The 26,137-nt window shown below is 59.4% G+C and carries 20 protein-coding genes; 13 read left to right on the top strand and 7 right to left on the bottom strand.

Annotated features, from left to right (window positions below; translation table 11 throughout):
- Positions 1–14 precede the first annotated feature (14 nt).
- On the top strand, positions 15–1,196 hold the full coding sequence (locus RUH64_RS05705) for a CaiB/BaiF CoA-transferase family protein (protein WP_313812003.1): 1,182 nt from the start codon (positions 15–17) through the stop codon (positions 1,194–1,196).
- Here the strand turns inward: RUH64_RS05705 and RUH64_RS05700 are convergent.
- Positions 1,193–2,740 (bottom strand): PucR family transcriptional regulator ligand-binding domain-containing protein, encoded by a 1,548-nt coding sequence (locus RUH64_RS05700; RefSeq protein ID WP_313812002.1) that lies wholly within the window; start codon positions 2,738–2,740, stop codon positions 1,193–1,195. The two genes, RUH64_RS05705 and RUH64_RS05700, sit on opposite strands and share 4 nt — an antisense overlap.
- A gap of 113 nt (positions 2,741–2,853) precedes the next feature.
- On the opposite strand from RUH64_RS05700, the gene RUH64_RS05695 reads away from it, so the two are divergent.
- The 3 genes from RUH64_RS05695 to RUH64_RS05685 are packed head-to-tail and all read left to right on the top strand — an operon-like array spanning position 2,854 to position 6,407.
- Positions 2,854–4,029, top strand: coding sequence for an acyl-CoA dehydrogenase family protein (locus RUH64_RS05695; RefSeq protein ID WP_313812000.1), 1,176 nt, complete (start codon positions 2,854–2,856; stop codon positions 4,027–4,029).
- Positions 4,030–4,040: 11 nt separating this feature from the next.
- Complete coding sequence (locus RUH64_RS05690) at positions 4,041–5,516, top strand: aldehyde dehydrogenase family protein (RefSeq protein WP_313811998.1); 1,476 nt, start codon at positions 4,041–4,043, stop codon at positions 5,514–5,516.
- A 33-nt stretch (positions 5,517–5,549) separates the two neighbouring features.
- Positions 5,550–6,407: a 3-hydroxyacyl-CoA dehydrogenase family protein gene (locus RUH64_RS05685; RefSeq protein WP_313811996.1), complete on the top strand. Its 858-nt coding sequence runs from the start codon at positions 5,550–5,552 to the stop codon at positions 6,405–6,407.
- Between the two features lie 72 nt (positions 6,408–6,479).
- On the opposite strand, the gene RUH64_RS05680 is transcribed toward RUH64_RS05685, so the two are convergent.
- Positions 6,480–6,914 (bottom strand): pyridoxamine 5'-phosphate oxidase family protein, encoded by a 435-nt coding sequence (locus RUH64_RS05680; protein ID WP_313811994.1) that lies wholly within the window; start codon positions 6,912–6,914, stop codon positions 6,480–6,482.
- A gap of 97 nt (positions 6,915–7,011) precedes the next feature.
- On the opposite strand from RUH64_RS05680, the gene RUH64_RS05675 reads away from it, so the two are divergent.
- From RUH64_RS05675 to RUH64_RS05665, 3 genes are all read left to right on the top strand, one after another.
- Positions 7,012–8,097 (top strand): phosphatase domain-containing protein, encoded by a 1,086-nt coding sequence (locus tag RUH64_RS05675; RefSeq protein ID WP_313811993.1) that lies wholly within the window; start codon positions 7,012–7,014, stop codon positions 8,095–8,097.
- The gene (locus tag RUH64_RS05670; protein WP_313811991.1) at positions 8,094–8,561 is read left to right on the top strand and encodes a thioesterase family protein; all 468 of its coding nucleotides are present in this window, start codon (positions 8,094–8,096) and stop codon (positions 8,559–8,561) included. The genes RUH64_RS05675 and RUH64_RS05670 overlap by 4 nt, the downstream gene beginning before the upstream one ends.
- Positions 8,562–8,624: 63 nt before the next feature.
- A complete protein-coding gene (locus RUH64_RS05665; protein ID WP_313811989.1) occupies positions 8,625–9,497 on the top strand; it encodes a siderophore-interacting protein in 873 nt (290 codons plus the stop codon).
- Positions 9,498–9,794: 297 nt separating this feature from the next.
- Here the strand turns inward: RUH64_RS05665 and RUH64_RS05660 are convergent, their stop codons facing one another.
- Positions 9,795–10,391: a DNA-3-methyladenine glycosylase I gene (locus tag RUH64_RS05660; protein ID WP_313811987.1), complete on the bottom strand. Its 597-nt coding sequence runs from the start codon at positions 10,389–10,391 to the stop codon at positions 9,795–9,797.
- 80 nt (positions 10,392–10,471) lie between these two features.
- On the opposite strand from RUH64_RS05660, the gene RUH64_RS05655 reads away from it, so the two are divergent.
- From RUH64_RS05655 to RUH64_RS05635, 5 genes are all read left to right on the top strand, one after another.
- Positions 10,472–10,843 (top strand): metalloregulator ArsR/SmtB family transcription factor, encoded by a 372-nt coding sequence (locus tag RUH64_RS05655; protein ID WP_313811986.1) that lies wholly within the window; start codon positions 10,472–10,474, stop codon positions 10,841–10,843.
- Between the two features lie 4 nt (positions 10,844–10,847).
- Positions 10,848–11,762: a cation diffusion facilitator family transporter gene (locus tag RUH64_RS05650; RefSeq protein WP_313811984.1), complete on the top strand. Its 915-nt coding sequence runs from the start codon at positions 10,848–10,850 to the stop codon at positions 11,760–11,762.
- A gap of 126 nt (positions 11,763–11,888) precedes the next feature.
- A complete protein-coding gene (locus RUH64_RS05645; RefSeq protein ID WP_313811982.1) occupies positions 11,889–12,638 on the top strand; it encodes an ABC transporter ATP-binding protein in 750 nt (249 codons plus the stop codon).
- Between the two features lie 3 nt (positions 12,639–12,641).
- Positions 12,642–15,152, top strand: a complete 2,511-nt coding sequence (locus RUH64_RS05640; RefSeq protein WP_313811981.1) for an FtsX-like permease family protein — start codon at positions 12,642–12,644, stop codon at positions 15,150–15,152.
- A gap of 107 nt (positions 15,153–15,259) precedes the next feature.
- On the top strand, positions 15,260–15,604 hold the full coding sequence (locus RUH64_RS05635) for a DUF6176 family protein (RefSeq protein ID WP_313811979.1): 345 nt from the start codon (positions 15,260–15,262) through the stop codon (positions 15,602–15,604).
- Between the two features lie 77 nt (positions 15,605–15,681).
- Here the strand turns inward: RUH64_RS05635 and RUH64_RS05630 are convergent, their stop codons facing one another.
- The 3 genes from RUH64_RS05630 to RUH64_RS05620 are packed head-to-tail and all read right to left on the bottom strand — an operon-like array spanning position 15,682 to position 21,170.
- Positions 15,682–19,008, bottom strand: a complete 3,327-nt coding sequence (locus tag RUH64_RS05630; RefSeq protein WP_313811977.1) for an ATP-binding protein — start codon at positions 19,006–19,008, stop codon at positions 15,682–15,684.
- Positions 19,009–19,011: 3 nt separating this feature from the next.
- Positions 19,012–19,713 carry a DUF4194 domain-containing protein gene (locus tag RUH64_RS05625; RefSeq protein WP_313811976.1) on the bottom strand — a complete coding sequence of 234 codons (702 nt, stop codon included), beginning with the start codon at positions 19,711–19,713 and terminating at the stop codon, positions 19,012–19,014.
- The gene (locus tag RUH64_RS05620) at positions 19,710–21,170 is read right to left on the bottom strand and encodes a DUF3375 domain-containing protein (RefSeq protein ID WP_313811974.1); all 1,461 of its coding nucleotides are present in this window, start codon (positions 21,168–21,170) and stop codon (positions 19,710–19,712) included. Before RUH64_RS05620 ends, RUH64_RS05625 begins: the two co-directional genes overlap by 4 nt.
- A 224-nt stretch (positions 21,171–21,394) precedes the next feature.
- Between RUH64_RS05620 and RUH64_RS05615 the strand changes: the two genes are divergently transcribed.
- On the top strand, positions 21,395–22,651 hold the full coding sequence (locus tag RUH64_RS05615) for a polysaccharide deacetylase (protein ID WP_313811972.1): 1,257 nt from the start codon (positions 21,395–21,397) through the stop codon (positions 22,649–22,651).
- Between the two features lie 17 nt (positions 22,652–22,668).
- Here RUH64_RS05615 and RUH64_RS05610 read toward each other — a convergent pair whose 3' ends face one another.
- The gene (locus RUH64_RS05610) at positions 22,669–26,127 is read right to left on the bottom strand and encodes a TM0106 family RecB-like putative nuclease (protein ID WP_313811970.1); all 3,459 of its coding nucleotides are present in this window, start codon (positions 26,125–26,127) and stop codon (positions 22,669–22,671) included.
- Positions 26,128–26,137: the final 10 nt, after the last annotated feature.

The following is a 26,137-nucleotide window of genomic DNA, read 5'->3' as shown; positions in this document are numbered from 1 at the left end:
CGATAGGGGAGTCAATGAGCGGCCTTCGACCACTGGACGGCATTGTCGTCGCCGATTTTTCCCGGGTTCTTGCTGGCCCGCTGAGCACCATGACCCTGGCCGACCTCGGCGCAACGGTGATAAAGGTCGAGCGTCCGGAGTCGGGCGACGACACCCGCAGCTGGGGCCCGCCGTACTCGGCCACCGGAGCCACCTATTTCGAATCAGTGAATCGCAACAAGCAGTCGATCACCCTTGATCTGCGGGACGAGGACGACAAGGTCATTGCCCGCGAGCTGGCAGCCACCGCCGATATTCTGGTGGAAAACTTTCTGACCGGCGGAATGGACAAGCTCGGCCTGGGATATGAAGAGCTGTCCCAACTCAACCCGGAGCTGATCTATGTTTCCGTCACCGGCTACGGCTCCAAGGCGGGAGCGAAGATCCCCGGCTATGACTTCATCGTCCAGGCGCTCGGCGGGCTGATGTCGATCACCGGCGAAGCCGATGCCGACCCGATGAAGGCGGGCGTAGCGCTCGTGGATGTGCTGACCGCAAAAGATGCCACCATTTCAATCCTTGCCGCGCTGCAGAACCGACAGAACACCGGGCGCGGTGCACATATCGAAGTCAACCTGCTTTCAAGCCTGCAGGGAGCATTAGCCAACCAGGGGCAGGCGTACCTGGGCGCAGGAAAAATTGCCGGACGCATGGGCAATGCGCATCCTTCAATCGTGCCGTATCAGTTGCTGAATTGCGCCGGCGGTTCGGTGGCGGTTGCCTGCGGCAACGACGGCCAGTTCGCAAAGCTGTGCGCCGAGCTGTCGGTGGACGAGCTGGCTGCCGACCCGCGCTTTGCAACCAACAACCAAAGGGTCGAAAATCGCAAAGAACTCATCCCGCTGCTAGAAGCCGCCTTGGCGGCAGATACCGCACAGTCGTGGCAACGCCGGCTCACCGCAGTGGGAGTGCCCGCTGGAAAGGTGGCGAACATCGCCCAGGGCCTTGAATTCTCTGCCAGCCTCGGCCTGGAACCGACAATTCAGGTTGTCGACGGGGACGGAACGGTGACAGGGGAGCAGATCCGCCACCCAGCCACATGGACACCGGCGCTTGACTCGCCGCGGCAGGCCCCGCCCAAACTTGGCGAACACAACGCGCAGGTGCGTCACTGGCTGTCCGCGCAGGTGAACGCTTCAGCCGAAAGCCGATCCTAGTTTCCCTTTAATGCCTCTGCATGACGCAGGGCCAGCCACAGGTGCGCCGAGACATCGGGGTCGTCCACATCGACCCCGATGAGGGAACGCACCAGCTGCATCCGGTAGCGCAAGGTGTTGCGGTGCAGCCCCAATTCCCTGGCGGCCTCCTCCCACGTGCCACGATGGCGTAAATAGCTGGTGACCGTAGAAACTAGATCTGCGCGGGAATACTCATGCAGCAATTTGACCCAGGTCGCGGCCTTGGACTCGTCGCTTGATCCAAGATGCGTTAATGTGCCCAATGGCGCGCGCGAAACCGAGGCCCGCAGGGCATGAATCACCGAAGGCAGCTGTGTCCCGTTCACACTGGTTGACAGCACCGCAGCGGTTTCAGGTGTCTTGGACTGCGTCAGCTGCCCCAGCCCCATGGCCTGGAACTCGGTATCCTCTAGGTCGTCGAAGGGCCGCTGCGAGAGCGGTTTGAGCTGCGCCGCATCGAGCAGGGCGATCAGAAGGTCATCTTGCTCGAAGATGAACGGCGTAGCCATCAATGCGGGGACTAGATCATAGGGTTCATCTCCGGTCAGCCCGCGAACCGATTCGGCCGCGAAGGCCACGGGAATGGCTCCCTGCCCGCGCAGTGCCAGCAGCCTGATGCTGCTGGGAAGATCCGGCAGGCCAGAATCTTCGGCCAGCAGCCGCGCCGCCTCAAGCTGTCCGCGCACGGCAAGTTTGGCCACGGCGCTGCCCAACACCGATGTCGACTCGGTCAGTTGTTCACGTTGTTTGGCGCGCATCGCCAGAAGCACGCAGACGGTCGTGATGACCTGTCGGTCCGCTGGGGTCAGCCGGCGACCGGGTCCGAGGCTGAGCACCCCGTACACCTGCGTGTTGACCAGTACCGGGTAGAGGACCACCGGCTGATTCAACAGCTCAAAGGTCGCGGTGCTCGGGGCTTCCAAGGTCGCCAGCTGCTGGGATTCCCTGCGCACCTTGGGCATAAACTGTTCGGCGGACGGGGGCCAGACGGTCTCACCTTCGCTGAAGCGGGGGACGAACGCAGCCCACCCGCCCAAGGACTGCGCCAAATTTTTTACCACCGCAGGCACCGCATCGGGGCGCATGGCTGCCTGGGCCATTGCGGTTTGCGTACCCAAAGAATCCATCAGGCCGGCATTGCTGCTGCGCATCGCCAACTGCCAGAAGGCCCGTGAAACATTCTGGAAGGGCACCTGGTCGGGGACCACGACAAGTTCGATCCCCAAACTCGTGCAGGCCTCGGTCAGCGTCGGTGGCACCGACTTCAATGATGGTCCCAGCCCTACGCCGAGTACCCGCACCCCTTTGTCCTTCAGACGCTGCACGTATGCCAGCGGTTCAGTGTGGGATCGGGCAAAGATCATTCCCGTAGTCAGCAGCAATTCGCCGCCGAGCAAATAGGGGGTTGGATCTTCCAATTCTGAGATGTGCACACCAGTCAGGGGGGCGCTGCTATAGGTGCCGCTGGGCCCCGGTTCAAGGTCCGATGCCAGGGCTGTGCCCAACTGAAGCAGAGTGATCATAGAAAAAGTATCCGATAACTTCATACCTCTTGTACAAATCGTCTAAGGCGGTTGGGCGGAAACTTTCGTATTTTTTAGAGAGAGAACTACACACCATGAACCGGGAGGCTTCAATGATCGCAGAACGCGTGCTTGACCCATCAGACCTAATCAATTTCGATGCGCTGCTCACTGAAGAGGAACTCGCGCTGCGAACACGAGTGCGAAGCTTCGTTGCCGAAAGCATTAAGCCGAACATCGCCTCATGGTATGAAAATGCGCAGTTCCCACTGGAAATCGTTCCAGAAATGGCAAAGCTTGGACTGTTAGGCATGCACCTGAAGGGCTACGGCTGCGCGGGTCGATCGGCAGTTGAATACGGTTTGGCAGGCGCCGAATTGGAAGCCGGCGATTCGGGGCTGCGCACCTTTGTGTCGGTGCAGGGATCACTGGCAATGAGCGCGATCTATAAGCATGGTTCCGAAGAGCAGAAGCAGGAATGGCTTCCTCAGATGGCCGCCGGTGAAGCCATCGGCTGCTTCGGTCTAACCGAGCCAACTGCAGGCTCAGATCCATCAAGCATGAAGACCTTCGCCCGCCGCGATGGGGATGATTGGGTATTGAATGGGGCCAAGCGCTGGATCGGTCTTGCCAATGTGGCAAAGGTGGCAGTGATCTGGGCGCAGACCGACGAAGGGATCCGCGGCTTTGTGGTCCCGACCTCCACCCCTGGGTTCAAGGCAACCCCCATCGAGCCGAAGCTTTCCATGCGCGCATCGATTCAGTGCGAGATTGAACTGGTCGATGTTCGCCTGCCTGGCACCGCGGTGCTCCCGAACGTAAAGGGTCTGAAGGGGCCGTTCTCCTGCCTGAACGAGGCGCGCTACGGGATCATTTGGGGTTCCATGGGCGCCGCCCGCGACGCCTTCGAAGATGCGCTGAAGTACTCGCAGGAACGATTGCAGTTCGACAAGCCGCTGGCCGGCTACCAGCTCACCCAGCAGAAACTTGTCGACATGGCACTTGAAATCAATAAGGGATTCCTGCTCGCACTGCATATCGGACGGATGAAGGATGCAGGCACCCTGGACCTGCACCAGATCTCGGTAGGCAAACTGAACAACTGCCGCGAGGCCATTGAAATTTGCCGTGAAGCGCGCACGATCCTCGGAGGCAACGGCATCACCCTTGACTACTCGCCGCTGCGCCATGCAAACAACCTTGAATCTGTACGTACCTACGAAGGCACCGACGAAGTCCACACGCTGATCCTTGGCAACAAGCTCACCGGCGTTCCGGCCTTCCGCTAAGAATCAGGACCATGACGAACGAAATCGAAACCATGAATCAAGAGTCATTGCCTGTGCTGGGCCAGTACATCAACGGACAGTGGGGCAACGGGGCTGGAGCCGAGATCAGCACCGTCAGCGCCGCCGACGCACAGCAGATCCTTGCCGTCGGTCGGGCGGCCACGGAAGAGCAGGTCGCCACGGCCTTCGGGGCCGCGGCGGCGGCCCAAGAATCGTGGGCGCAGCTGCCCATGGCAGAACGCGGCGCCTACCTGCTCAAGGCCGGGCAATACCTGCGGGAGCACTCCGAGAAGTTCGGAGAAGAACTGGCCCAGGAAGAAGGAAAAACACGGGCCGAGGGGATCGGCGAAGTGCTTCGCGCCGCCCAAATTTTCACCTACTACGCAGGCGAAGCCGAACGCTGCGCGGGCACCGTCTTTCAATCGCCCAGGGCCGGGGAGCAGATTCTCGTAAGCCACAAACCGCTGGGAGTCATCGGGATCATCACCCCGTTTAATTTCCCGATGGCCATTCCTGCATGGAAGATCGCGCCGGCGCTGATCTTTGGCAACACGGTGGTCTTCAAGCCCGCCAGCCTGGTGCCGCTGCTTGCCACTCGATTGGTGGAGGCATTGCACGCGGCCGGACTCCCGGCCGGCGTGTTGAACCTGATTGTGGGTCCAGGTGCGCTGGGCAACCGCTTCATCGAGGATGCACGCCTTTCCGGTTTGAGCTTCACCGGTTCCACCGGCGTCGGCCGGAAGCTGTGTGCTGCGGGTGCTGCCCGAGGAATCCCCGTCCAGGCAGAAATGGGAGGCAAGAACGCCTCGGTGGTCTTGGCCGATGCGGATCTGGAGCTTGCCAGCGAGCAGGTGCTTTTCGGTGCCTTTAGGGCTACCGGTCAAAAGTGCACCGCCACCAGCAGACTGATTCTCGATGCGTCGATTGCCGAACTATTCTTGGCCAAGCTCACCGCCCGACTGGACGCATGGGTCACCGGCGACCCGCTGGACCCCGCTGTGCACATGGGGCCGCTGGTGGATGCCAAGGCGGCGAACGCTGCCAGGGATTCCCTAGGCAAAGCGCTCGCCGAGGGGGCCGAGCTGATTTACGAGGGCGCCGCCCCGGCGCAGGCAAGCTTCATGGCGCCGAACATCATCCTGCTCCCAACAGGAGAAGCAGGCTCGAAGAATATTGCCTGGCGTGAAGAGTTCTTCGCCCCCGTGCTTTCGGTGATGGTGGTTGACGGCAAAGAGGCGGCATTCGCTGCGGCACAGGATTCCGAGTTCGGGCTGAGCCTCGCGTTGTTCACCCGGGACCTGGGCACCGCAATTGAGGCGCAATCTCGTTTGGATGTCGGCATATTGCATGTAAATTCGGAATCAGCGGGAGCCGATCCCCACGTACCTTTCGGTGGGGCCAAGTCATCTGGCTATGGACCGAAGGAACAGGGTGCAGCTGCCCGCGAGTTCTACACCCACACCACAACGGTGTATCTGCGGGGCTAAGGCCGCTTTGTACAGGAGAGCAAGGAGTACTTGATGACAATTCAGAGAATTCTCGTGATCGGTGCCGGCACCATGGGACGGCAGATTGCCATGAGTTGTGCCCTGGGCGGCTACACCACCGTGCTGCAGGATATTTCCGGGCCGGCCCTTGATGCCGCGCGCACCGAACTGGAAAATTGGTCTGCATCCAGGGTGGCCAAAGGCAAACTGAGCCAGGACGAGGTCGACAGCGCGCTTCAGCTCTTGAGCCAGGAATCCGATCTGACTTCTGCTGCCAAGGACGCTGACTTGGTTATTGAGGCGGCGGTGGAGCGCTTGGACATCAAGGAGCAGATCTTCGCGCAGCTCGGCCAGATCACCGCGGAGCATGCGATTCTTGCAACTAACTCGTCGACGCTGCCCTCATCCAAGGTGGCGGCTGCCAGCGGGCGGCCTGACCGGGTCTGCAACATGCACTTCTTCAACCCGGCACTGGTGATGAAGTGTGTGGAGATCGTGCGCAATGCAGACACCAGTGATGCGACGGTGAACGCCGTGACCGAGGTGGCGCAGCGGCTGAACAAGCAGCCGGTACTCGTGAACAAGGAGATCCCGGGGTTCATTGCCAACCGCATGATGGGCGCCATCAACAAGGAAGCATTGAACCTCGCCCAGTCGGGCGTTGCAAGTATCGAAGACATCGACACCACTGCACGGACCGCACTGGGCCACCCCATGGGCCCCTTTGAACTGATGGACATGGTGGGGCTCGACGTGGTGGACTTCATCGCCCAGGCGACCTATGCGGAAACCGACGACGAGGCTGACTTGCCGCACCCGCTGATCGTTGAAAAGGTCGCTGCGGGCAAGCTGGGCCGTAAGAGCGGCGAAGGGTTCTACCCCTACAACTAGCTTTCCGAAACGCTGCAGGGACTGCTCCGAGAATCGGTGCAGTCCTTGCAGCATCGTCAGTTCAACTTGGGTTTAATCGACGATTTCCGGCTGCTCGCCAAGTTCGAAGTGCCGTCCGGAGATTGAGGTGACATGGATGCGCACCCATGATTCCTTCAAAGTGGGAATCCACGGGGTGACGCCGCTTTCGCGGGCTTCCTGGATGTCCGCCTCGCGTTCCAGCAGCTCAGCATTTCCGTGGACCACCACCGACCATGCTTCATCTGCCAAGATGCCGTCGGCTTCAAAGGCAACCTTGGAGTTGATTGCCATCGATGCGAGCTTATTTCCCGGTGCGGTGCGCAGGAAGAGCTTCTGATTGTGCACGGCGTGGTTCACCGGCACTATATCGATGTTGCCGGCCACCGCAGTGGCTACGCGACCGTGCGAGGTATGAGAAAGCAACTGCCAAGACTGCTCTTCGCTCAAAACGAGAACTGGCTGGTTGTGACCGTGAATGAATTCCATACAAACAGTTTTCTACGAATTGTAGAAAAGTTCAAGGCTTTGGAGACACTGGAAGTTTTTCCAAGAAGCGGTTGCTAACTCGTGAAAGACTGAGATTATGAGTCACGCTTCAAGCGATGGCGTTGCACGCCATGTCGCTTCCCGCCTAGAAGATCGGTATCACCGCTGGCGAGCTCGCGGTGCACGGTCAAGGGGTTTAAAACCTGTCATACTCCCATACGTTGGCTACGGATACTCCAGTGAAGATGGAGGGTGGGTTAGGGTTTTCGCCCGCGTTGTGCTGGCCCGCCCGGGTGCATTTGAAGATGGGCACCATAAGGCTCAGGTCATCGACGATGGAATTCGCGGATTTAGAAACTTCATTTCAGCAATTATTCCGCAGGGTAACGTCTCGATTGAGGTTGCTGGTCGGCATTTTGAGGTGCAGGCTGACCGCGGGGGAGTGCTGGACGTCAAGCTGCAGGTGGACTTGGAACCTGGTTGGCATGAAATCTCATTGCGGGTTCACGACGGGGACGATGCCAAGGCAAGCATTCTCGTGATCAGCGAACATCAGAAGTTCGGAATCATTAGCGACGTGGATGACACGGTTGTCGTCACCGCCCTGCCCCGACCCCTGTTGGCCGCATGGAATTCGTTTGTGCTTTCCGAACATGCCCGCGTTGCAACCCCGGGGATGGCGGTGATGATGCAGCGGATGCTGCATGAGTACCCGGGCAGCCCGACGATCTATCTATCCACCGGTGCCTGGAATGTTGCACAGACGCTGCAGCGTTTTATGTCGCGCAATCTATATCCGCGCGGCCCGTTGCTGCTGACGGACTGGGGGCCGACCGACAGGGCCTGGTTCCGTAGCGGCCAGCAGCACAAGGTCGACCAGCTACGCCGCTTGGCCCAGGAGTTTCCCAATATCTCGTGGGTGCTTATTGGGGATGACGGCCAGCATGACCCGGCAATCTACGCAGAGTTTGCCCGCCGCTGCCCTGAACATGTGCGGGCGATTGTCATCCGCCAGCTCACCCCCTCGGAAGCCGTGCTGGCAGGCGGCCGATCTCAGGAGCTGTGGCGGACCACGCCTGGGATCCCCTGGGTCTATGAACCGGATGGGGCAAGAATTTTGGAAGGTTTAACCCGGCTCGGTCTGGTGAGCCCGGATGACGAATCATTGGAGGAGCAAAGATGAGTGCGAATTCGCTGCGTGTGCAGGTCCCCATGCGTTGGGGCGATATGGATGCCTACGGACACGTGAACAACGTCAACCTCATCAGGCTCATGGAAGAAGCGCGCATTGCGGGATTTGGTGTGCCCGGTGGCACCGGCGCACCGGGCACGAGCCCGAAGGCTGATATTTTCTCCGCAGTTCCCGACGGGGTGCAGATTCTGGTCGTGGAACACCGCGTCCGATACTCCCGTCCACTGGAGTACCGCAATGTACCTGTCAATGTGGATCTGTGGGTTGCAAATATCAAACCAGCCAGCTTTGACATCTGCTATGAATTCCGAGACCCCATCGAAGACTTTCTCTGCGTCAAAGCCGCCACGACCTTGGCCTATTTTGATCCGTCCAACGGACGGGTGCAAAGGCTGAGCCCTGCTGAACGCGAAGGTCTTTCAACCTACGAAGGTGAACCTACCTTTGTGAAATAGTCAGCACGGCTTCTGTGAAATAGGATTGAACTATCTAATCTTATTCAGATAGGAAGTTTTCTGGTGGCTACCCCTCAATCGGCACCCGCAACTGCGGGCGCACGCGCCGCTCGCCCGCAGACCGTACTTCAGGTAATGAAGCGGGTGCAGATTGCTCCGCATTTGGTTCGCCTGACCCTGGGAGGTCCAGGGTTCGAAACTTTTGTTGATAAGCCGGTGACCGACCGCTATATCAAGATTATGTTCGCAAAGCCGGAGCTTGGTCTGGTACCGCCCTATGACATGGACCAGCTGCGTGAGCAGCTGCCGATGGAAGATTTGCCGGTGCGGCGTACCTACACCGTTCGCCACTGCGATATGGCGGCGAAGACCATTGACGTTGATTTTGTCGTACACGGCGACCAGGGGTTGGCCGGACCGTGGGCCCGGAATGCCCAAGTGGGGGAATTTGTATGTTTTGCAGGCCCTGGAGGGCTGTATTTCCCTAAGCCAGAGTTTGATTTCCATATTCTGACCGGTGATGAAACCGCAATTCCTGCCATCAGTGCGGCGCTGGAGTCGATGGACGACGCCATGCGAGGTGTGGCGATTATTGAAGTTGCCGACGCTCAGGATGAGATGGATCTGAAGGCTCCCGCGGGGGTTGAAGTCAGCTGGGTTCACCGAGGGGGATCCTTCGACCCGCAGAACACCGTCTTGGAAAAAGCCGTGCGTGAATTCCCTTGGCCAGAAGGGCGCGTGCAGCTCTTTGCCCACGGTGAACGCGAGGTCATGAAGCGCCTGCGTGGCTATTTCTATAACGAGCGCGGGGTGGACCGTCGCGACATGTCGCTGTCTGCATACTGGGCCTTCGGTCGTGCTGAGGATGATTTCCAGGCGGAGAAGCAAAGTCCCATTGGGCGGATCTTTGAAGAAGAACCGCAGCAGAGAAGTTAGATGACCCTAAGTTAATTTTAATTGAATTAACATCTAGGTATTGACCTTATTGCGTAGTCGTGGGGTATGCTTAGTGCAGAGCTTCTCCCGTGTGTGGTCGGGAGAAGCGCAAACTTGCCCGGTGAGAATCGGCTGGTTCACGGCAAGGCGGGGAATGCTCACTCCGGCTTTGCTGGTCGGCTTTGCCGAACAAAGGGAAATAGGGAATCGGTTGACCTGCTCAGTCAGCCGAATCGCATAAATGAGGCTTGTCGGGATTGCACACCCCGACAAGCCTCATTTTCAATTGCCTAAGAATTAGCCCGTCCAAATTCCGGAGCTGCCGCGACGGTGCGAGCCGAGAAGATGCGTATCGACGATGCCCACAGCCTCCATGAGTGCGTACATGGTGGTTGGACCGACGAATTTGAAGCCGCGTTTTTTCAGCGCCTTCGCCAACTGCTTTGATTCTTCGCTTTGGGTGGGAATCTGCTCCATGGTTTTTGGCTCGGGCGTCTGTGCGGGTTTGAAGGACCAAATGAAATCGGCCAGACCGCCTTCGTCCCTCAGTGCCAGGGTCGCTTGAGCGTTGGCGATTGTTGCCCGGATTTTGAGTTGATTGCGCACGATCGATGGATCTTCAATCAGCCGCTGATAATCCAATTCAGAAAAAAGAGAAACCTTTTCCGGGTCGAAGTTGGCAAATGCGCGGCGGAAGGCTTCGCGTTTGGCCAGAATGATTGCCCAGGATAACCCGGACTGGAAGCACTCCAGGCTGAGTCTCTCGAAGAGGCCCGACTCATCGGTGATCGGCATGCCCCATTCGCTGTCATAGTATTCGCGCAGCATGCTATTGCTCGAAGCCCATAGCGGTCGGGCCAGACCGTCGTCTCCAATGACCAAATCTTCACTCATGCTTTCATCTTCGCATTCCTGCGAAGTCTGACTGCTCACCTTGACTATCTTTTGATAGAAGGAAGATCTATCATCGTCATATGACGATGATAGAGGCGAAAGCCGATGAAGAGCTGGGTGCGCACCAACGCGGCCAACTGGCTGCCTTGTTTCATGCACTTGCAGACCCTACGCGGCTGCTCATCTTGGAACATCTGAAAATTGGGGAACACAAGGTCAAGGATCTGACCGAGCATCTGGGCCTAGCCCAAAGCACCGTCAGCGCGCATCTTGCCTGTCTTCGCGACAGCGATCTTGTCAGCGTCAGGACTCAGGGCAGGGCAAGTATGTACTCGCTCAACCAGTCGCCGCAGCTCGCCGAGGTGCTTTCCAAGGCTGAAGAATTGAGTCGGCCGGGCAACGCAGCGCACCACTGGAGCGAAGAACACCCACAGTTAGAAACAGGGAGGTGAGTCGATGGGCCACAATCATTCGCATGACCATGCAGACAACAACCGCACACGGTTAGCCTGGGCCTTTTGCATCACGGCGAGCATTCTCATTGCCGAAATCATCGGAGCCATCGCCACCAACTCCCTGGCCCTGTTGGTCGATGCGGCGCACATGCTGACAGATGCCGCCGGGCTGCTGTTGGCGCTAACCGCTGCGAACCTGATCATGCGCAAGGCAACCGTCAAACGCACCTGGGGCTTTCGCCGTGCAGAAGTGCTCTCCGCAACCGTGCAGTCGGCGCTGCTACTCGCCGTGGGCATTTACGCGGCAGTCGATGCCGTGCAGCGGCTTTTCGAACCGCCTGAAGTCCAGCCCGCCGGCCTGCTGATCTTCGGCATCGTCGGCCTGCTGGGCAATGTGGCCTCCATGTGGATTATTTTCGGGGGAAAGAACAACAATCTGAACATGCGCGCGGCATTCCTGGAGGTGGTCAACGACGCCTTGGGGTCGGTGGCAGTGATCATTGCAGCACTGGTGATCACCTACACCGGTTGGATGCGGGCTGACTCTATTGCGGCGCTGTTGATCAGCGCGTTGATTGTGCCCCGGGCGCTGTCGCTGCTGAAGGAAACCACCCATATTCTGCTGGAATCAACACCCCGCGGGCTCGACCTGAACGCGGTGCGGGACCATCTTGAGGGGCAGCAGGGAGTCATCGCGGTGCATGACCTGCACGCCAGCCAGATCGCTTCCAACCTGCCGGTGCTCACCGCTCATGTGGTGGTCAAGGACGAGATGTTCGACGCCGATGCAGCAGGAGGCCTGCTGCGCAACCTGCAGCAGTGCGTGGCGGCGCATTTCGAGGTCAGCATCGAGCACTCGACCTTCCAGATCGAACCGGAATCTCACCGCAGCAGCGAACTGAACACGCAGTGCTGAGCACCGGTGCACTACGGTGCTCCTAGCATCCTGCCAGCTGGCTCATACCTAGGTATGAGCCAGCTTCATTTAAGACCGGTCTGTCGACCGATACGCGGCTGCGTAGGCTTTTTATAGTCTGTAAATATGACATCTGAAACTCTGCCCCTCACCGATTACGCGGTCTCGGCCCGAGGCCTGACCAAAAGCTACGGACATGACAGCACCCGCGTGCAGGCACTGCGTTCAGTAGACGTGGCCTTCGCCCGCTCCCGCTTCACCGCCATCATGGGACCCTCCGGTTCCGGCAAATCCACCCTCATGCACTGTCTGGCAGGCCTCGATACGGCAGATGCCGGACAGATCATGATCGGCGGCAAAGACCTGATGAACATGAACGACGACGAGCTGACCCTGATGCGCCGCGAACAGATCGGCTTCGTCTTCCAGTCCTTCAACCTGGTGCCAACCATCAACGCCAAGGACAACATCCTGCTTCCACTGTCGCTGGCCGGCAAGCGCTATGACCGCGACTGGTTCAACACCGTCATCGAGGCATTGGGCCTGCGCGATCGACTGAACCACAAGCCTCACGAGCTCTCCGGCGGTCAGCAGCAGCGAGTGGCTGTAGCCCGCGCCCTGCTTACCCGGCCAGAGGTGGTCTTCGGCGACGAGCCCACCGGCAACCTTGATTCCCGTACCGGTGCAGAAGTGCTCTCCCTGATGCGCACCTCCACCCGTGAGATGGGCCAGACCATCATCATGGTGACCCACGACCCTGCCGCTGCCTCTTACGCAGACACCGTGCTGCTCATGAAGGACGGCCAGCTGGTTGGAAGCATCGAAGAACCAACCGTCGCCACCGTCACCGAGGCGCTCGCCTCCCTTGCGGAGTAATCCATGCTGCACGTAGCCCTCGCAAATATAAAGACCTACGCACGGCGTTATATCGCCGTCATTTTGGCGGTAGCCATCGGCACCGCATTCCTCGCCGCCACCCTCGCGGTGAACACCTCCACCCGCGCCACCTTGAAGAACTCGCTTGGCGACTCCTACAAAAACGCCGATCTGGTAGCCTTCCCGGACTGGAGCGCGGGCTCCAGCGAAGATGAAGAGTCCAAAGAGTTGGGCATGTCGAACCTCGACGATGTGCGGAAGCTCGACGGGGTATCCTCCGCCTATGCGATTGCCTACTCCGGTGGGGAACTGCACACCGCCGACAACGGCTATACGGTGCTGACCAGCCCTGTTTCCGCCGAGCAAAACCTCGGCGGGATGGAGTTGGTCGAAGGCCGCGCACCACTGCGCGCCAACGAAGTACTGCTGGATGACAACCACGCCGAAGACATGGGTGTGTCCATCGGCGACACGATTTCACTGAACGATGAGGACTCGAAAGCCCAGAACCTGATCGTGGTGGGCCTCCAGCGCACCTCTACCGATCCGCAGATTTCCGGATACGCGCTGATGGGCATGCAAGAAGACGCCTGGAGCAAGTTCGCCGGCGAGGACTTCGTTCCTTCAAGCATCGTGGTTAATGCCAAGGGAGCTGTCGACCAGGTTCAGAAAGAGCTCAAGGGCTACTTCGCCGACCAGAACATGTTGGACATCTCGGTGTTGACCGCAGATGAGAAGGTCATCAAGGATGTTGCGGCGCTGACCGACGGCACCGATCAGCTCACCGTCGTCCTTCTGGTCTTCGCATTGATCGCACTGGTGGTCACGGGTTTGGTAGTGGTCAACACCTTCAACGTGGTGATCGCCCAGCGCACCAGGGAGCTGGCGCTGCTGCGCACCCTCGGCGCCAAGCGCAAGCAGATCCGCAGTTCGGTGCTGATCGAGGCGCTGCTCATCGGGATTCTCGCCTCGGTGATCGGCGTGGCCCTGGCCGTGGCGCTGATGGCTGGGCTGATTCAGCTGCTGCACATCTATGTACCGTCCATGTCCTACGCAACCCTTGAACTGTCTCCGAGCGGGCTGATCATTCCGGTGGTCGTCGGCATCCTGATGACGGTGATCGCGGCCAGCCTGCCGGCACGCCGCGCGATGAAGCTGGCACCACTGGCCGCGCTTCGTCCCTTCGACGCCGCCAGCGTGAAAAACCGTGCAGGCAAACTGCGCATCATCTTCGGCGCGCTGCTCACCTTGGGGGGTGCAGCGCTGCTGGGATACGGTGCTTATAAGGGCGAACTGCCGATCGCTTTCGTCGGCGGCCTGCTGTCCTTCCCTGGCATTTTGATGCTCGCCTCGTTGTTCGTGCCATCCAGCGTGTACGGCATCGGCAAACTTGTCGCCGGACGTTCGGTCGCTGGAAAGCTGGCAGCGTTGAATGCAGTGCGCAACCCGGGACGCACCACCGCAACGGCTACGGCACTGCTGATCGGCGTCACCCTGGTTTCCATGATCATGGTCGGCGGACAGACCGCCAAGGCAAGCCTGAACAACAGCATCGCCGGTGAATACCCGGTGGATGTGACGGTCTCGCTCTATGGTGAGGAGGCGGATCCTGCCAAGGCAGAAAAACTTGCAGGCGATCTGGCCAACATCCAGGGCGTGGAGCAGAGCACCACCTTCCGCTCGGCCACCGCGCTCATGGATGACCCAAACGGAGCCGACGAAACTGGGCTGCCGCTGATGGCAGTAGAGCCCCAGGAATTTGAGAAGGTTGCACTGGACCCAAGCATCGTTCCAGCCAACGGTGAGATCGTCATGGTCAGTGGATTCGCCGCGCCGGGAACCAAGACGATGACTGTGGGCGGCGAACAGCTGGAGGTCAAGGAATCCAAGGCTTCGCTCTACACCGACATCGTCACCATGGACACCCTGAAGACGCTCAAGACCATGGACCCGGACACCGAGTCCATGGGGGTGCTGATCAAGGTAACGCCAGAGATGAGCTCGGCTGAGATCAACAAACTGGTGGACCAGATCGTTGAAGTAGCTGGCGTTGAACGCTACATGGTCGACGGCGGCGTGGTGCAGAACGCAATGTTCTCCCAGATCATCGATGTGCTGTTGACCATCGTGTCGGCACTGCTGGCCGTTGCCGTGCTGATCGCACTGATCGGTGTGGCGAACACGCTCAGCCTCTCGGTGCTTGAACGCACCCGCGAAAACTCGCTGCTGCGGGCCCTTGGTCTGAAGAAGAAGCAGCTGCGCGCCATGCTCGCGCAGGAAGCGGTGTTGATCGGCGGCGTCGCAGCCCTGCTGGGTTTGGTGCTCGGTGTGGCCTACGGCCTGCTCGGTGCACAGGCGACCCTGTCGGCCATGGGCAAGATGTCCTATGACATCCCGTGGTTGCAGCTGGCCATCGTGCTGGTGGTGAGCATCGTGGCGGCCCTGCTCGCCTCGATCACTCCGGGACGCCGGGCCTCGAAGCTCTCTCCGGTTGAAGGACTGGCAGCGGAGTAATCACGGCGTACTAACCGATGAAGCGTCCGAAAGCTTGAAGATTTTCAGGCTTTCGGGCGCTTCGTCATTTTCCCTATCAATGAAGACGCGATCGATACCCTTGAAACATGCAGATCGAGTTGATGAGATTTAGAGTCCTTCCCGGTGCTACCGATCAGGTCAATCGGTGGATGGATTTTCTAAACTCGAATATGCCAGCGGTTCTAGAGACCCTCGAAGGCGAGAAGATGTACGTAGAGACGATTTTCAGTGAAACCCTGGATGGAGTCGACTACTTGTACTGGTACAGCATCCAAGGCGAGGGCGGGATCGAGGTTCACGACTCGACCCACTGGATCGATGAAGCCCACTTGAAATATTGGAAAAACTGTATCGACCCGGAATTCACACCACAGGTCCTCACCCCGCGGGTGAACATGATTCCCGAACACATTGCGGCACAAATGAAGTAGGCCCCCGCACGCTTCAGACTACAAAGGCCAGAAGCGATCTCGTTAGAGACAGCTTCTGGCCTTGCAATGAGTGGTGCTTATCCGCGCAGGGTGATGGTGGTGGCCATGGCGGGGGAGCGGCCGGTGGTCACGAACCCTGAGATGTTCGACCCCGGGTGCTTGATGATGTCGGTTATCGACCCGAGATGGCGGCTGAGGTCGATCTTGTCCTCGGGGGCCGCCAACACCAGGTGGAAGCCGAATTCCTGCAGCGCACGGATACCGGCAGCTGCATACTCCGAGTTCGCCTGAATGAATGCCTCATCAATCATGACGGTACCGAAGGAAGTGAATCCGGCGGTGGCAAAGCCCAGCTGGTACGCCAGGGCGGCGCCCATGATGAAGGACGTGAAACGCTGGCCTTCGCCGCCGGAGAGCGTTCCAGGTTCCAGCCCTGTTTCAACTTCGCCGTTGGGCTTATGCTCGTTGCAGGTGATCACCACATGCTGGCGCACGTCGAGCACCGTCGAACGCCATGCGGTCAGCGCGGTGTCGCTGAGAGCTGTCACCAGAGCTTCCAACGCCTGGTAGGAATTGGCAAGAGAATTTTCATCCTTGGTCGTGTAGGCATCCTGCAACGCATTCTTCAATTCCTTGCGGAAGTTGCCGGCCTCGACGGGAATGGAGTTTTCGACCTCAAGGCGGAGGATCGAACCATGCTCGAAGGTGACCTCTGCGAGGATCTGGTTCAACGGTTTGATGCGTTCAGAGATCATGCGCCGTTCTTCGTCCAGCAGCTGCAGAAGGTCGCTGAAGCGCTCATAGGAACGGTTGGCAAAGTATTCGCGGAACTGCGCCTCGTGATGAGGCAGCCCATCGGCGACGATCTGGTCGTGCAACTGCGCGTAGTGCTCCGCCGCTTCCGGTGAGGTGCCGTGGGTCTGTGCATGGGAGGAGCCGAACTCGCGGGCAAAACGGCGGAAGGTTTCGCTCAACGCCCCGCCGATTTCCTGGCGCTGACTGTTCAGCGCGTTCAGCTGGCTGCCCAATTGAAGCTTGACTTCAGCGAATGCGGCAGAAATCTGTTCCGAGCTAGGGCAGTGACCGGAAGCCACCTGCTCCAGGATTGGTCCAAGCAGCTCATGGTCACGCAGTGCCTGAGGAATCTGCTCCGCCCAGTCTTCGGAAACCCGATCACTGGAGGACAATATCTTTTCGGCCCGTTCAACCTTCAGCGCCAGATCCTGCACCGCAGAGCGCACCAGGGCCAAGGAGCCGACGAGTTCTTCGGATTCAGCCTTCGCGGTTTCTATTTGCGAGCGCACCTTGGAGGAGTCCCCGGAGAGCGCCAACGCGTCGCCGAGTTTCTGTTCGCTGCGACGCAGGGCCTGTAGCGCATCCGCTGCGTCGAGCTGGGCGAAGCTCCGCTCATCGGCGACGATTGCCTCCAACAGCTGCACCTTGGCCAGGACCTTGTTCTTCGCGGTGCTGCGCTCATCGGCGGCCTTCTGCGCGTCGAGGACCTTGTCATCAAGCCGCGCTGCCTTTGCCTGCAGCTCAGCGATCTTTGCTTCGTTGGTGAAACCCAGCAGGTATTCGGACGCTGGCAGTGTGCGGGTATCGCGCTCAAAGCTACCAGCGCCCGACTTGATAGTTCCTGCGGGCGTGATGGCCTTGGGATGAATATGCATGGCGGCGTCATTCTCGACGCACACCAGCGGGTAGTCGGCGGTGATCTTTGCCTTGAGCCAAGCCCCTGATTCACCCTGCGCGAAGTCAAGCTTCGTGACCAGATCTGCAGGTCCTGCCTCCGCAGGTTTGGGCGCAAGCGAGATATCCGCCCAACGGACTCGACCCAGACCATCAAGCTTATCGATGGCATGGGTGACCTGGTTGAGGAACTCGCCGGGCACCAAGATGGTGCGAGCCAGCGAATGGAGGGACTTCTCCGCCGCTAGCCGCCACAGGGCGCACTCGGCGGATACGTCCATCAGTTCGCCGGCAAAGGGCAGCTGCTCTTCGCGCAGCGAGCAGGCCGAGGCGATGGTTCGGCGTGCCGCCACCGAACGGTCGTCGATGTTGGTGCCGCGCCGCTGGTAGGAGCGAATCTGCTCCGACAGGGTTTCGGCGCGCTTGCGCAGGTTGACCAGCGATGCCATGGCCTCGTATTCGACGGTCTGGGCATCCTTCGTGATCGAATCCAGCTGCTGCAGTGTCCGCGCCGCATTGGCTCGCAGATCGTCCAGACCAGTTGAGGTGAACTCAAAGTTCAGCCCGGCGTCGGCGGCCTGCTGCTGCAGTGCGCGCAGCACCTGTTCCTTCTCGCTTAATGCCTTGCGGGCGGCATCTGCTTCCCGTTCAAGAAGCATCAACGAGGCCGAGCCGGCCGAATCGTGGGCCGCCTCCAAGGACTGCAGCTGGTCGTCGAGCTTGGTCTTGCGTCCAGCAAGTTCCTGCTCTTCGGCCTCAAGGGTAGCCAGCTCCTTGCGGTGCGCGGCAAGGTCGTTGCCCAACACCAGCTGTCGGACCTGGGCTTCGAGAGCGGTCAATTCGCTTTCAAGCAGGGTCTTTGTTTCACCGATCTGCGCTGCCAGCTGACGGTAGTCCCGATCCTGCCGTGGAACCTCGGCCAGCACATCGCGCTGCGCCCTGGCCGTATCCAATTGGCGATAGATGCCCCTCAGGTGGGCGAAGTCCTCCACCGCTGCGGCAGCCGCCTTGAGCGTGGCGGGTTCCTCAAGCACCTCGTGGCGGAAGAACTGGTTCACGCCCTTGGCTAGACCCTTGCCGTTCTGCAGCGTACGCAGCAGTGCAAAAGCCTTGTCGCTTTCCACGCCCAGGCGGCGGCGCAGCCGTTCGATGAAGGCCTTGTGGGTGTCGAAGGCTTCGGAAGGAGCCAGCGCCTTTGACAGCGAGGAGACGGTGAATCGGCGCGGGCCGTGGTTTTCCAGGTCCGCGATGTTCAGCTTGCCTTCGCTCAACAGGTAGTGCTTGGAAACCTGGCCTTCAAGGCCTGCATCGGGAAGGTCGAAGACGGCTCCCGCGCTGACGGTGTTGCCCAGGCCGTCGTCGTAGCTGAGCAGAATGGCGCTCCAGGTCGCACCTGGGCGTTGGTAGACGGTGCCGGAGCTGGTCTTGAACTTGCGCCCGCGCATATAGGAATAGGTGGTGCGGCGGTCTTCGCGGGTCGCCGCATCATTGGCTGACTCATTCAACCGCGGGCTGGCAAAGAAGACGTGGCCCATCGCGTCGAACAGGGTCGACTTGCCTACGCCTGGATGGCCGGTGACCAGCGTGCCGTCGCGGTCGATCCCCAGATCGTGAAGTCCGTGGAAGGTACCCCAATTCACCAGCTGTACACGCGAAAGGCGGTGCTGGCCCGGGTTGATTTCGCCGCCGAGCGGGAGTGTCATTTCGATGCTCATTGGCTACTCCTGCACTAGTTCTTCGGTTAGTTCGCTATTGTCGTTCTTTTCCGATTCATCGCCCTGAGCCTCGGAGAATGACAGGACGCTCTGGTTCGCGTCGATGGCTGCGATATAGCGGGGAATATCTTGAATCGAGGAGATCGGCAGAGCCATGGCCAGCGCCGGCGAGATCCTGAATTCGTCAGGCAATTCCGTGTTGGTCAGCAGCCGCAGCGAGCTCAGGCGGGCGATCGCTGCATCGCAGGACTCGGCGAAGCGCTTGTCATCCCGGTCGGTTGCCGAGCGGTGCTCGGCGAGCACATCGTGCATGCCTGCCCGGGAGATCACTGCGTCGCTGCCGGTGCCGGAGTGCTGTTCCAACAGCAGTCGAAGGCGCAAGGCCAGCAGGGTTTCATCGCGTTTGAGCGCACGGCGCGGCGCGATCGGCGCGGTATGCGGCTGATCGATCTGCACCGGGGTCAGCATGGCGATCTTGCGATCCATGTCCAGGCTCAAAGCAAGGAAGATTTCGGAAAAGTACCGAGCCACCGTGGCCTGCGAGTCAAGCAGCAACTGCCATGCGGCAGGATCCGTAGAACCATCGAGGTACGGGCCGCGCAGCAACCGGACGATCAACTGGCGCAGCGCCAACGGGTAGCTGCCGGTATCACCCTCGAATAAAGGCTCGGTGATTGGTGCGGCGTATGAATCGGTGGGGGTCATAGCGGCTCCTTGGTGAAGCTGAGGGCGGGTAGGAATGCGGTGCGGGTTGAACCGTCGAGCTGGAGAAAGTCGAGGCTGATCAGTTCGGTGTCGTCGAGGGATTCACCGGTGGTGCGTCCGATCTCGATCAATGCACGAATAGTGTTCAGGTGCTGCGCCTCGGCATCCAAGGAATTGAATACCTCCGCTAATGGCACCGCCTGCTGGCCCGCCTGACGAACCTTGCCGGCAATCGAGCTGCGCAGTGCAGGCAGGTCGGCCTCCGGCGTGCTCGGGGTCCGCACGATGTCATCGGAACTGAATTCCGGTGCCTGAGCCAGCGGGGGAGGAGCGACGTGTTCGGAGGGGTCGTAGATGCCCAGGCCGGAAAGGGTGATGAACTGGGGCGCAAAAAGCTGCAGCGGCGCCACACCGTTGCGCGGCTTGAGCGCGGAGGAACGGCTGATCGCCGCTTCTGCCTCGCGCACCGCACGGCGCAGCAACTCTGCCTGCTTACAGTCGTCGGATTGCACGAATGCGTGCAGTGATTCGGAGAGTTTGCCGTAGGAGGCGTGTACTTCAGCAGCCTGACGGCGCAGTTCACGCAGCAGGTTGGTGAGGATCTGTCGCTCGGGAAGCTCCAGGTCGTCGACGAACTCGCGCTCAAGGACTTCGGCCAACGCTGCACGGAAACGCAGCTGGGCATCTGGAGAGTTGAGGAACTCGGTGAAGCCGCGGAAGGTTTCGCCCTCTGCGGTGGAGCGCAGCTGACGGTCCGCTTCCAATACCTGGCCCACGGCGACACCCTTGGCCGTGGACGCGTCAAGGATTCCTTCGCGCAGCGAGTGGAGCATGTCTTGAACACCGTCGCGCATGCGTCGAAAGTCTGCCGGCAGGCTGGAAGCAAGATCGAGCACCGAACGCGTTGCAGACAGCGCTGTGGTTCGGGAGAGTACGTCTGGATCGTCGCCGGAGCGTAGCTGGTCGATCTGCGCCTGGCGCAGCGCAATCTGAGATTCGAGGGCTCGAATACGCGCCTGCGGGTCGGGGTCCGTTTCGTGGGCCAGCGACTCCAAGGAAGAAAGCAGGGTGTTGAGGCGTGAAGAATTCAGATGGGAGTCGTCGGTCGAAAAATCCGCGAGGAAGCGCAGCGTCCGCAGGGTCTGCGCACTGGGTTCGTAGACGAACCTTCCATCGATCAGTGGGCGGGCAAGAATGCCTTGTTTAACCCAGGACTCTGCCACGTCCTGCGCCGTGTAGCTGACCGGGATCTGCTCATCGCTTTGGCGTGCGGATTTCAAAAATGAGTCCAGCGACGCATGAAAGAGTTCGAGCGCAATGCGCGGGCGATCAGCGGTGAACTCAGCGCGGATAAAACCAACGGCCCAAGGCTGCGAGGTGATCAGCCGGTACGCCGCCGAGCTTCTGAACTGCTGGGACTGGATCCACAAGCTATTCGCACGGTGCGAGGGCTGCATTCGTTTCCTTGATCTTCTCGACGCCTAACTAAGCAATTCTAGATCATCGCGCTTGACGAAAAATGTGCAGTTACTCCGGGGTAGGTGCCAGTTCGGTATAGGTTTTGTTGCTACCACCGTGTTGGACGTGACAGACAACCTCATCTGTGTAGTGTCGAAATGACAAAGTGACCACGCTATTTTTAGGCGCGGAGCAGCCGAAACTAGTACGGAGGGTTCGGGACATGAAGTTCACACAAATGACGGCGGCAACGCTTCTCGTTCTTGCGCTGGTCGGATGCAGTAGTGAGCAACCCAACCCCGCAGCGGATCCTTCAAGCACTACCGAAGCGAAGACGGCCCAGAAGGAGCAGTCCCGCGTCGAATCGGTGAAAGCCGAAATCAACAGGCTGGCCGATGGCTTTGATTACGACGGCGCCATCAAGTTGGCGAAGAACGATGACAATGCCGAATTGCAGAAGATGGTGTCCGGGCTCGAAGATGAAAAGTCGCAGATGACCGCCTGGCCAAAACCTGATCAAATACCGCACCTGTTCTTCCACTCGCTTGTTATCGATACCGACAGGGCCTTCGACTCCGACGCTCAAGCCCAGGGCTACAAGGACTATATGGTCACGCATAAGGAATTTTCCAAGATTTTAGATTCCCTCTATGACCGCGGCTACGTTTTGGTGAATCCACGAGATTTTGCCCGCCCCAACAAAAAGGGTGAGATGGAGTACCGAAAAATAATGCTTCCCAAGGATAAGAAACCCTTGGTGCTTTCGGTGGATGACGTCAGCTACTACGAGTACATGGACGGTGACGGCTTCGCCTCCCGCCTTGTTGTCGACAGGGACGGAAAAGTCCGCAACGAGTACACCGATGCGTCAGGAAAGAAACATGTCGGCGCCTACGACGTGAGCACCATGGTCGACGATTTCATCGATGAACACCCCGACTTTTCCTACCGTGATGCGCGCGGCATCCTCGCCATGACCGGGTATAACGGTGAATTCGGCTACCGCACCTCGGAAAGCCAGTATCCGAAGAACAAACACATCAAACAAGATCAGCAGGCGGCAACCAAGGTCGCCGACGCGCTCAAGGATGAGGGATGGGTCTTCGCCTCCCACTCTTGGGGCCACATTTCCACCGGAACCGAAGACATGGGTCGTTTTAAAAGGGATATGAAACTGTGGAAGAAGGAAGTTGAACCGATCGTTGGCAAGACCGACCAATTCGTCTACCCCTTCGGTTCTGATATTGCCCGGGTGAACTACTATTCCGGTGCTAAATACAATTATCTCAAAGACCAAGGTTTCAAGTACTTCTACGGCGTTGACGGGACCACCCATGCGTGGATGCAGCAGACCGATGACTATCAGCGGCAGATGCGCATCAATGTCGATGGTCTGCAGTTCGCCAAGGAAAAGGACGGGGACCGACCGGTGCTCTCCGAATTCTTCGACGCCGACAAGGTCATCGACCCGGCGCGCTAGAGATCCAGCGCACCGGATCACAGTGCCATGAACGCTCCCAGCTGGGAGAGGGCGGCAGGGCTGGACGGCAGAAAATCTGTCAATCGCTCGCTGCGAACGATCATTGCCTTCCACTGGCCACGGGATATCGCTACATTGATGCGGTTGCGGTTGAGCAGGAAATCGATGCCGCGAGAAGCATCAACGGCACTTGAACAGGCCATCGTCACCAGCACCAGCGGGGCCTCCTGGCCTTGGAACTTGTCCACGGTCCCCACCCTGACCTCGCCCAAACCATGTTCCTGTAGTACCTCGCGCACCAGATTCACCTGGGCGTTATAGGCGGCGACCACCAAAATGTCCTCCTGACGCAATGCACGAGGTGAGGCATCTGAACTCGAATGCCAGATCTTCCCCAGATGCTCCCGCACCAGCACCGCGATTTGTTCGGCCTCCTCGACACTACTCACAGTATTACCGCGGTGCTCCACAAACCTGGTCTGTACGCCAGGTTCGCTTTCGTCCAGCCGCCGGCGCCCTGCCGCAGTGGCAGAGAACAACTGGTGGTCGTAGCTCAGGGCAGAAACCTTGGCGCACAACGCCGGATGCATACGCCATGAGGTGCCTAGGAAGTAGCCAAGCTGATGGGGTAGGACCGGTAAACCATGCGAAAGCCAGCCCAAGGCGGACTCGTCGATGGGCTGAGGATGTGATCCCTGCGTGACCTGAGGCAGCTGCTGCGGGTCGCCGAGCAGCAGCAGATTCCTTGCAGCACGGGAGACAGCGAGCGTATTTGCTAGGGAGAACTGTCCGGCTTCGTCAATGACCAACAGATCCAAGCTGTCCGCCGGGACCGTTGAACCGGTCATGGTCCAGGCAGTGCCGCCGATGAGGGCGCCACCGGATGAACCCAACAACTGTGCAACAGCATCCTTGTCGGTGCCCAGCCACGGTACCGGGTCCTTGTGCTTGACCTCCTTGGCCACGAGCTCGGGGTCTACCCCAGCTGAAATTGCCTTGTTCAAAACATTCTCGACCACCGCATGCGATTGTGCGACCACGCCGATTTTCCAGCCGTGATCGATCAGCTCGCGAATGACATGGGAAGCGACATAAGTTTTGCCAGTGCCGGGAGGGCCCTGCACTGCAAGATACGAGTGGTCAAGATCCAAGAGGGTCTGCACCACTGCGGGATATACCTGAGATTGACCGTCCAGTTCGATCGGTTCGGCAGGCGCCTGCAGGGTTTTCAAACGCGGCGGCAGGCGGCGCAAAATATCTATTCCTGCCTTGTGTGGAAGAGCAGGCACGGTTGACCCGACCTGGCGGGCCATTTCGGCTAACGCATCGTCAATGCTTTTGGTGGGAATGGGCTTGTCGGGTGTCAACGCCACCGGGAACGCACCATAGGACGGGATCTTTGCACTAGATTTCTCGCTGATGCTGATCCAGCCCTCGCCCAGTTCAAGCACCGTGGCGTTGAATGCACCACCGCGCAAGGCAACGTCATCAACCTCCATGCCCTCGGGCAGCGGGGCTGCGAACATCGCGAAGACCGAGGAACCGGGGGAATACAGCGACCCTTCGGCCAGGGTGCCGAAGAGTTTGGTGATGCGGGTGAACGTTCTAGCCCGTGGCGTGGCCTTGTGCCAGTCCTCCAACACCTGAGCCGAAGCTACCGAGAAGACGCCGCGGACCTCTGACCAATCTTCCATAGGCGCGGAGAGCCTGTCGAAGTGCTCCCACCAAAACTGCTTCTTCTCGCGTCGGTTGTAGCCGGTGGCCGCCGCGACCATGGCGATCGCCTTGTCGTCGTCTCCGAGCGCCGTACCGGCTGGCAGCGATGCAAGGTACTCCTGCAATCGAACTTCTTCCGCCGTGGGCTCGTAGCCCTCGGCGGGATTCTGCTCGGCAGGCATGGCCGGCAGGGATTGCGGCTGCTCGTCAACCAAGCTCAGCAGCCAGTCGCGCAAGCGCAGCGTAGACAGGCAGTCGTATTCGTTGTAGTCGGCAATGGAGCTCAATACCTGATCGGCAGTCTGGGCGTCACCTGCGTCGCGGGCCTGCATGTAATGGGCGTAGGCGACGACCGAAGCGCCCGCGTCGGTGACATCGCCGGAGCGAAGATGCTCGCCCATGTACAGCGGCTCAAGCTTCTTAATGGAATAGGAGCGGGTGGAGACCACCAGCGAGTTGCGCACGGTTTCATAGAGATCGACCAGCAGGTTCTCACGCAGCCACTGGTCAACCTCGTCTTCACCGGCGATATGAACCTGAGACAACCGACGCAGAGCGCTCTTCTCATAGGCTGCATAGTGATAGATCTTCATCTGTGGGAAGCGTGCGCGGCGTTCTTCCACGTAGGCAATGAAGTCAAGAAATGCCTGGCGCTCGCCGGCCCGACTATGCGCCCAGAAAGGTCGGAACACTGGTTCTCCGGTGTCAATCTCAATGACACCGAACAGGTACTCCAGTCCCCACGAGCCATCGAACTCCTCCTGATACAGCGGATCACCTTCGAAGTCGAAGAAGATATCTCCCCGATCGGGGACCGGCAGCAGGGAAATGGTCTGCGATGATTTCACACGATAGGAGACTCCGTGTTCGCTCCCGTCGATGACGCCGAGCCCCAACTGCATGCGGGCTTGATCGATGCTGCGCCCCAAGGCTGTGCCTTCCTCGGGCTCCAACGCGGCTAGGGCATCGATGGTAGTGATGCCCTGACGCCGCAGTTTTTCACGCTGCACCATCGACATGCCGGCAACCATCAAAAGGTCCCTGGTTTCTTCGACCTGCACGGCGCACAAGTCGCATCGGCCGCACAGCTGCAATACATCAGAATTCCACGCGACAGGCAGCCCCGAGTGCCGATGGGCTGAAACCCTATCCAGGAAACGCTGGCGTTGTGATCGAAAGACCGGCAGGATTTCATCTACGCGGTGGGTCGAATGCGAACCATCGCCGAGTACAAGCGTGGTGGTGGGATGTACGCGGATCCCTTCGGCCATCATCTGATCCGCATACGCGGCTACTTGCAACAGCGCACTGACCCTTGCATGACGGGCTAGCTTGGTGTCCCAGACCGCCCACGAACCGTCGTCTTGACGCACGAGAAAATCAGCGAAACCGATGAAGCTTCCGTCAAAGAAGGTCGCCTGGAAAATGACGTCCGCACCGTCTCGCAAGGTGGCGATGGTTTGTTCGTGGGCGGCACGCAATGATGCTTCGGTCATTTGCGGTCGGTCGTGAAATTGCTTTACCCCCGTGCCGGACACCGGGTCGTAATCGCCATAGGTTTTGATCAGTTCGGCAAGAACGTTGTGTTCGTGGATATCGCCGAGCTCTGCGGTGCGCGCCAGCATTTCGTCGGCGATATTCTCCGGCTTCTGCCGGCGCCCCAGCCGGATGTCGAGCATGAACAGCGATTGGTACTGGCATTCGACAGCAACCGACAGATCGCTGGCGGAGAAGACGAAGTGATCATTTAAAAAGAACACGGGGCCGGTG

It is taken from the genome of Glutamicibacter sp. (assembly GCF_032154645.1).
Lineage (GTDB): Bacteria > Actinomycetota > Actinomycetes > Actinomycetales > Micrococcaceae > Glutamicibacter.
The sequence above is the reverse complement of the archived record's forward strand: the minus strand, read 5'-3'. Positions and strand labels throughout refer to the sequence as shown.

What these genes read in the sequence shown, in the direction of transcription:
- RUH64_RS05705 (WP_313812003.1), top strand. Translation starts at nt 15, where the DNA reads ATGAGCGGCCTTCGACCACTGGACGGCATTGTCGTCGCCGATTTTTCC.
- RUH64_RS05700 (WP_313812002.1), bottom strand. Translation starts at nt 2,740, where the DNA reads ATGATCACTCTGCTTCAGTTGGGCACAGCCCTGGCATCGGACCTTGAA.
- RUH64_RS05695 (WP_313812000.1), top strand. Translation starts at nt 2,854, where the DNA reads ATGATCGCAGAACGCGTGCTTGACCCATCAGACCTAATCAATTTCGAT.
- RUH64_RS05690 (WP_313811998.1), top strand. Translation starts at nt 4,041, where the DNA reads ATGACGAACGAAATCGAAACCATGAATCAAGAGTCATTGCCTGTGCTG.
- RUH64_RS05685 (WP_313811996.1), top strand. Translation starts at nt 5,550, where the DNA reads ATGACAATTCAGAGAATTCTCGTGATCGGTGCCGGCACCATGGGACGG.
- RUH64_RS05680 (WP_313811994.1), bottom strand. Translation starts at nt 6,914, where the DNA reads ATGGAATTCATTCACGGTCACAACCAGCCAGTTCTCGTTTTGAGCGAA.
- RUH64_RS05675 (WP_313811993.1), top strand. Translation starts at nt 7,012, where the DNA reads ATGAGTCACGCTTCAAGCGATGGCGTTGCACGCCATGTCGCTTCCCGC.
- RUH64_RS05670 (WP_313811991.1), top strand. Translation starts at nt 8,094, where the DNA reads ATGAGTGCGAATTCGCTGCGTGTGCAGGTCCCCATGCGTTGGGGCGAT.
- RUH64_RS05660 (WP_313811987.1), bottom strand. Translation starts at nt 10,391, where the DNA reads ATGAGTGAAGATTTGGTCATTGGAGACGACGGTCTGGCCCGACCGCTA.
- RUH64_RS05655 (WP_313811986.1), top strand. Translation starts at nt 10,472, where the DNA reads ATGACGATGATAGAGGCGAAAGCCGATGAAGAGCTGGGTGCGCACCAA.
- RUH64_RS05650 (WP_313811984.1), top strand. Translation starts at nt 10,848, where the DNA reads ATGGGCCACAATCATTCGCATGACCATGCAGACAACAACCGCACACGG.
- RUH64_RS05645 (WP_313811982.1), top strand. Translation starts at nt 11,889, where the DNA reads ATGACATCTGAAACTCTGCCCCTCACCGATTACGCGGTCTCGGCCCGA.
- RUH64_RS05640 (WP_313811981.1), top strand. Translation starts at nt 12,642, where the DNA reads ATGCTGCACGTAGCCCTCGCAAATATAAAGACCTACGCACGGCGTTAT.
- RUH64_RS05635 (WP_313811979.1), top strand. Translation starts at nt 15,260, where the DNA reads ATGCAGATCGAGTTGATGAGATTTAGAGTCCTTCCCGGTGCTACCGAT.
- RUH64_RS05630 (WP_313811977.1), bottom strand. Translation starts at nt 19,008, where the DNA reads ATGAGCATCGAAATGACACTCCCGCTCGGCGGCGAAATCAACCCGGGC.
- RUH64_RS05625 (WP_313811976.1), bottom strand. Translation starts at nt 19,713, where the DNA reads ATGACCCCCACCGATTCATACGCCGCACCAATCACCGAGCCTTTATTC.
- RUH64_RS05620 (WP_313811974.1), bottom strand. Translation starts at nt 21,170, where the DNA reads ATGCAGCCCTCGCACCGTGCGAATAGCTTGTGGATCCAGTCCCAGCAG.
- RUH64_RS05615 (WP_313811972.1), top strand. Translation starts at nt 21,395, where the DNA reads ATGAAGTTCACACAAATGACGGCGGCAACGCTTCTCGTTCTTGCGCTG.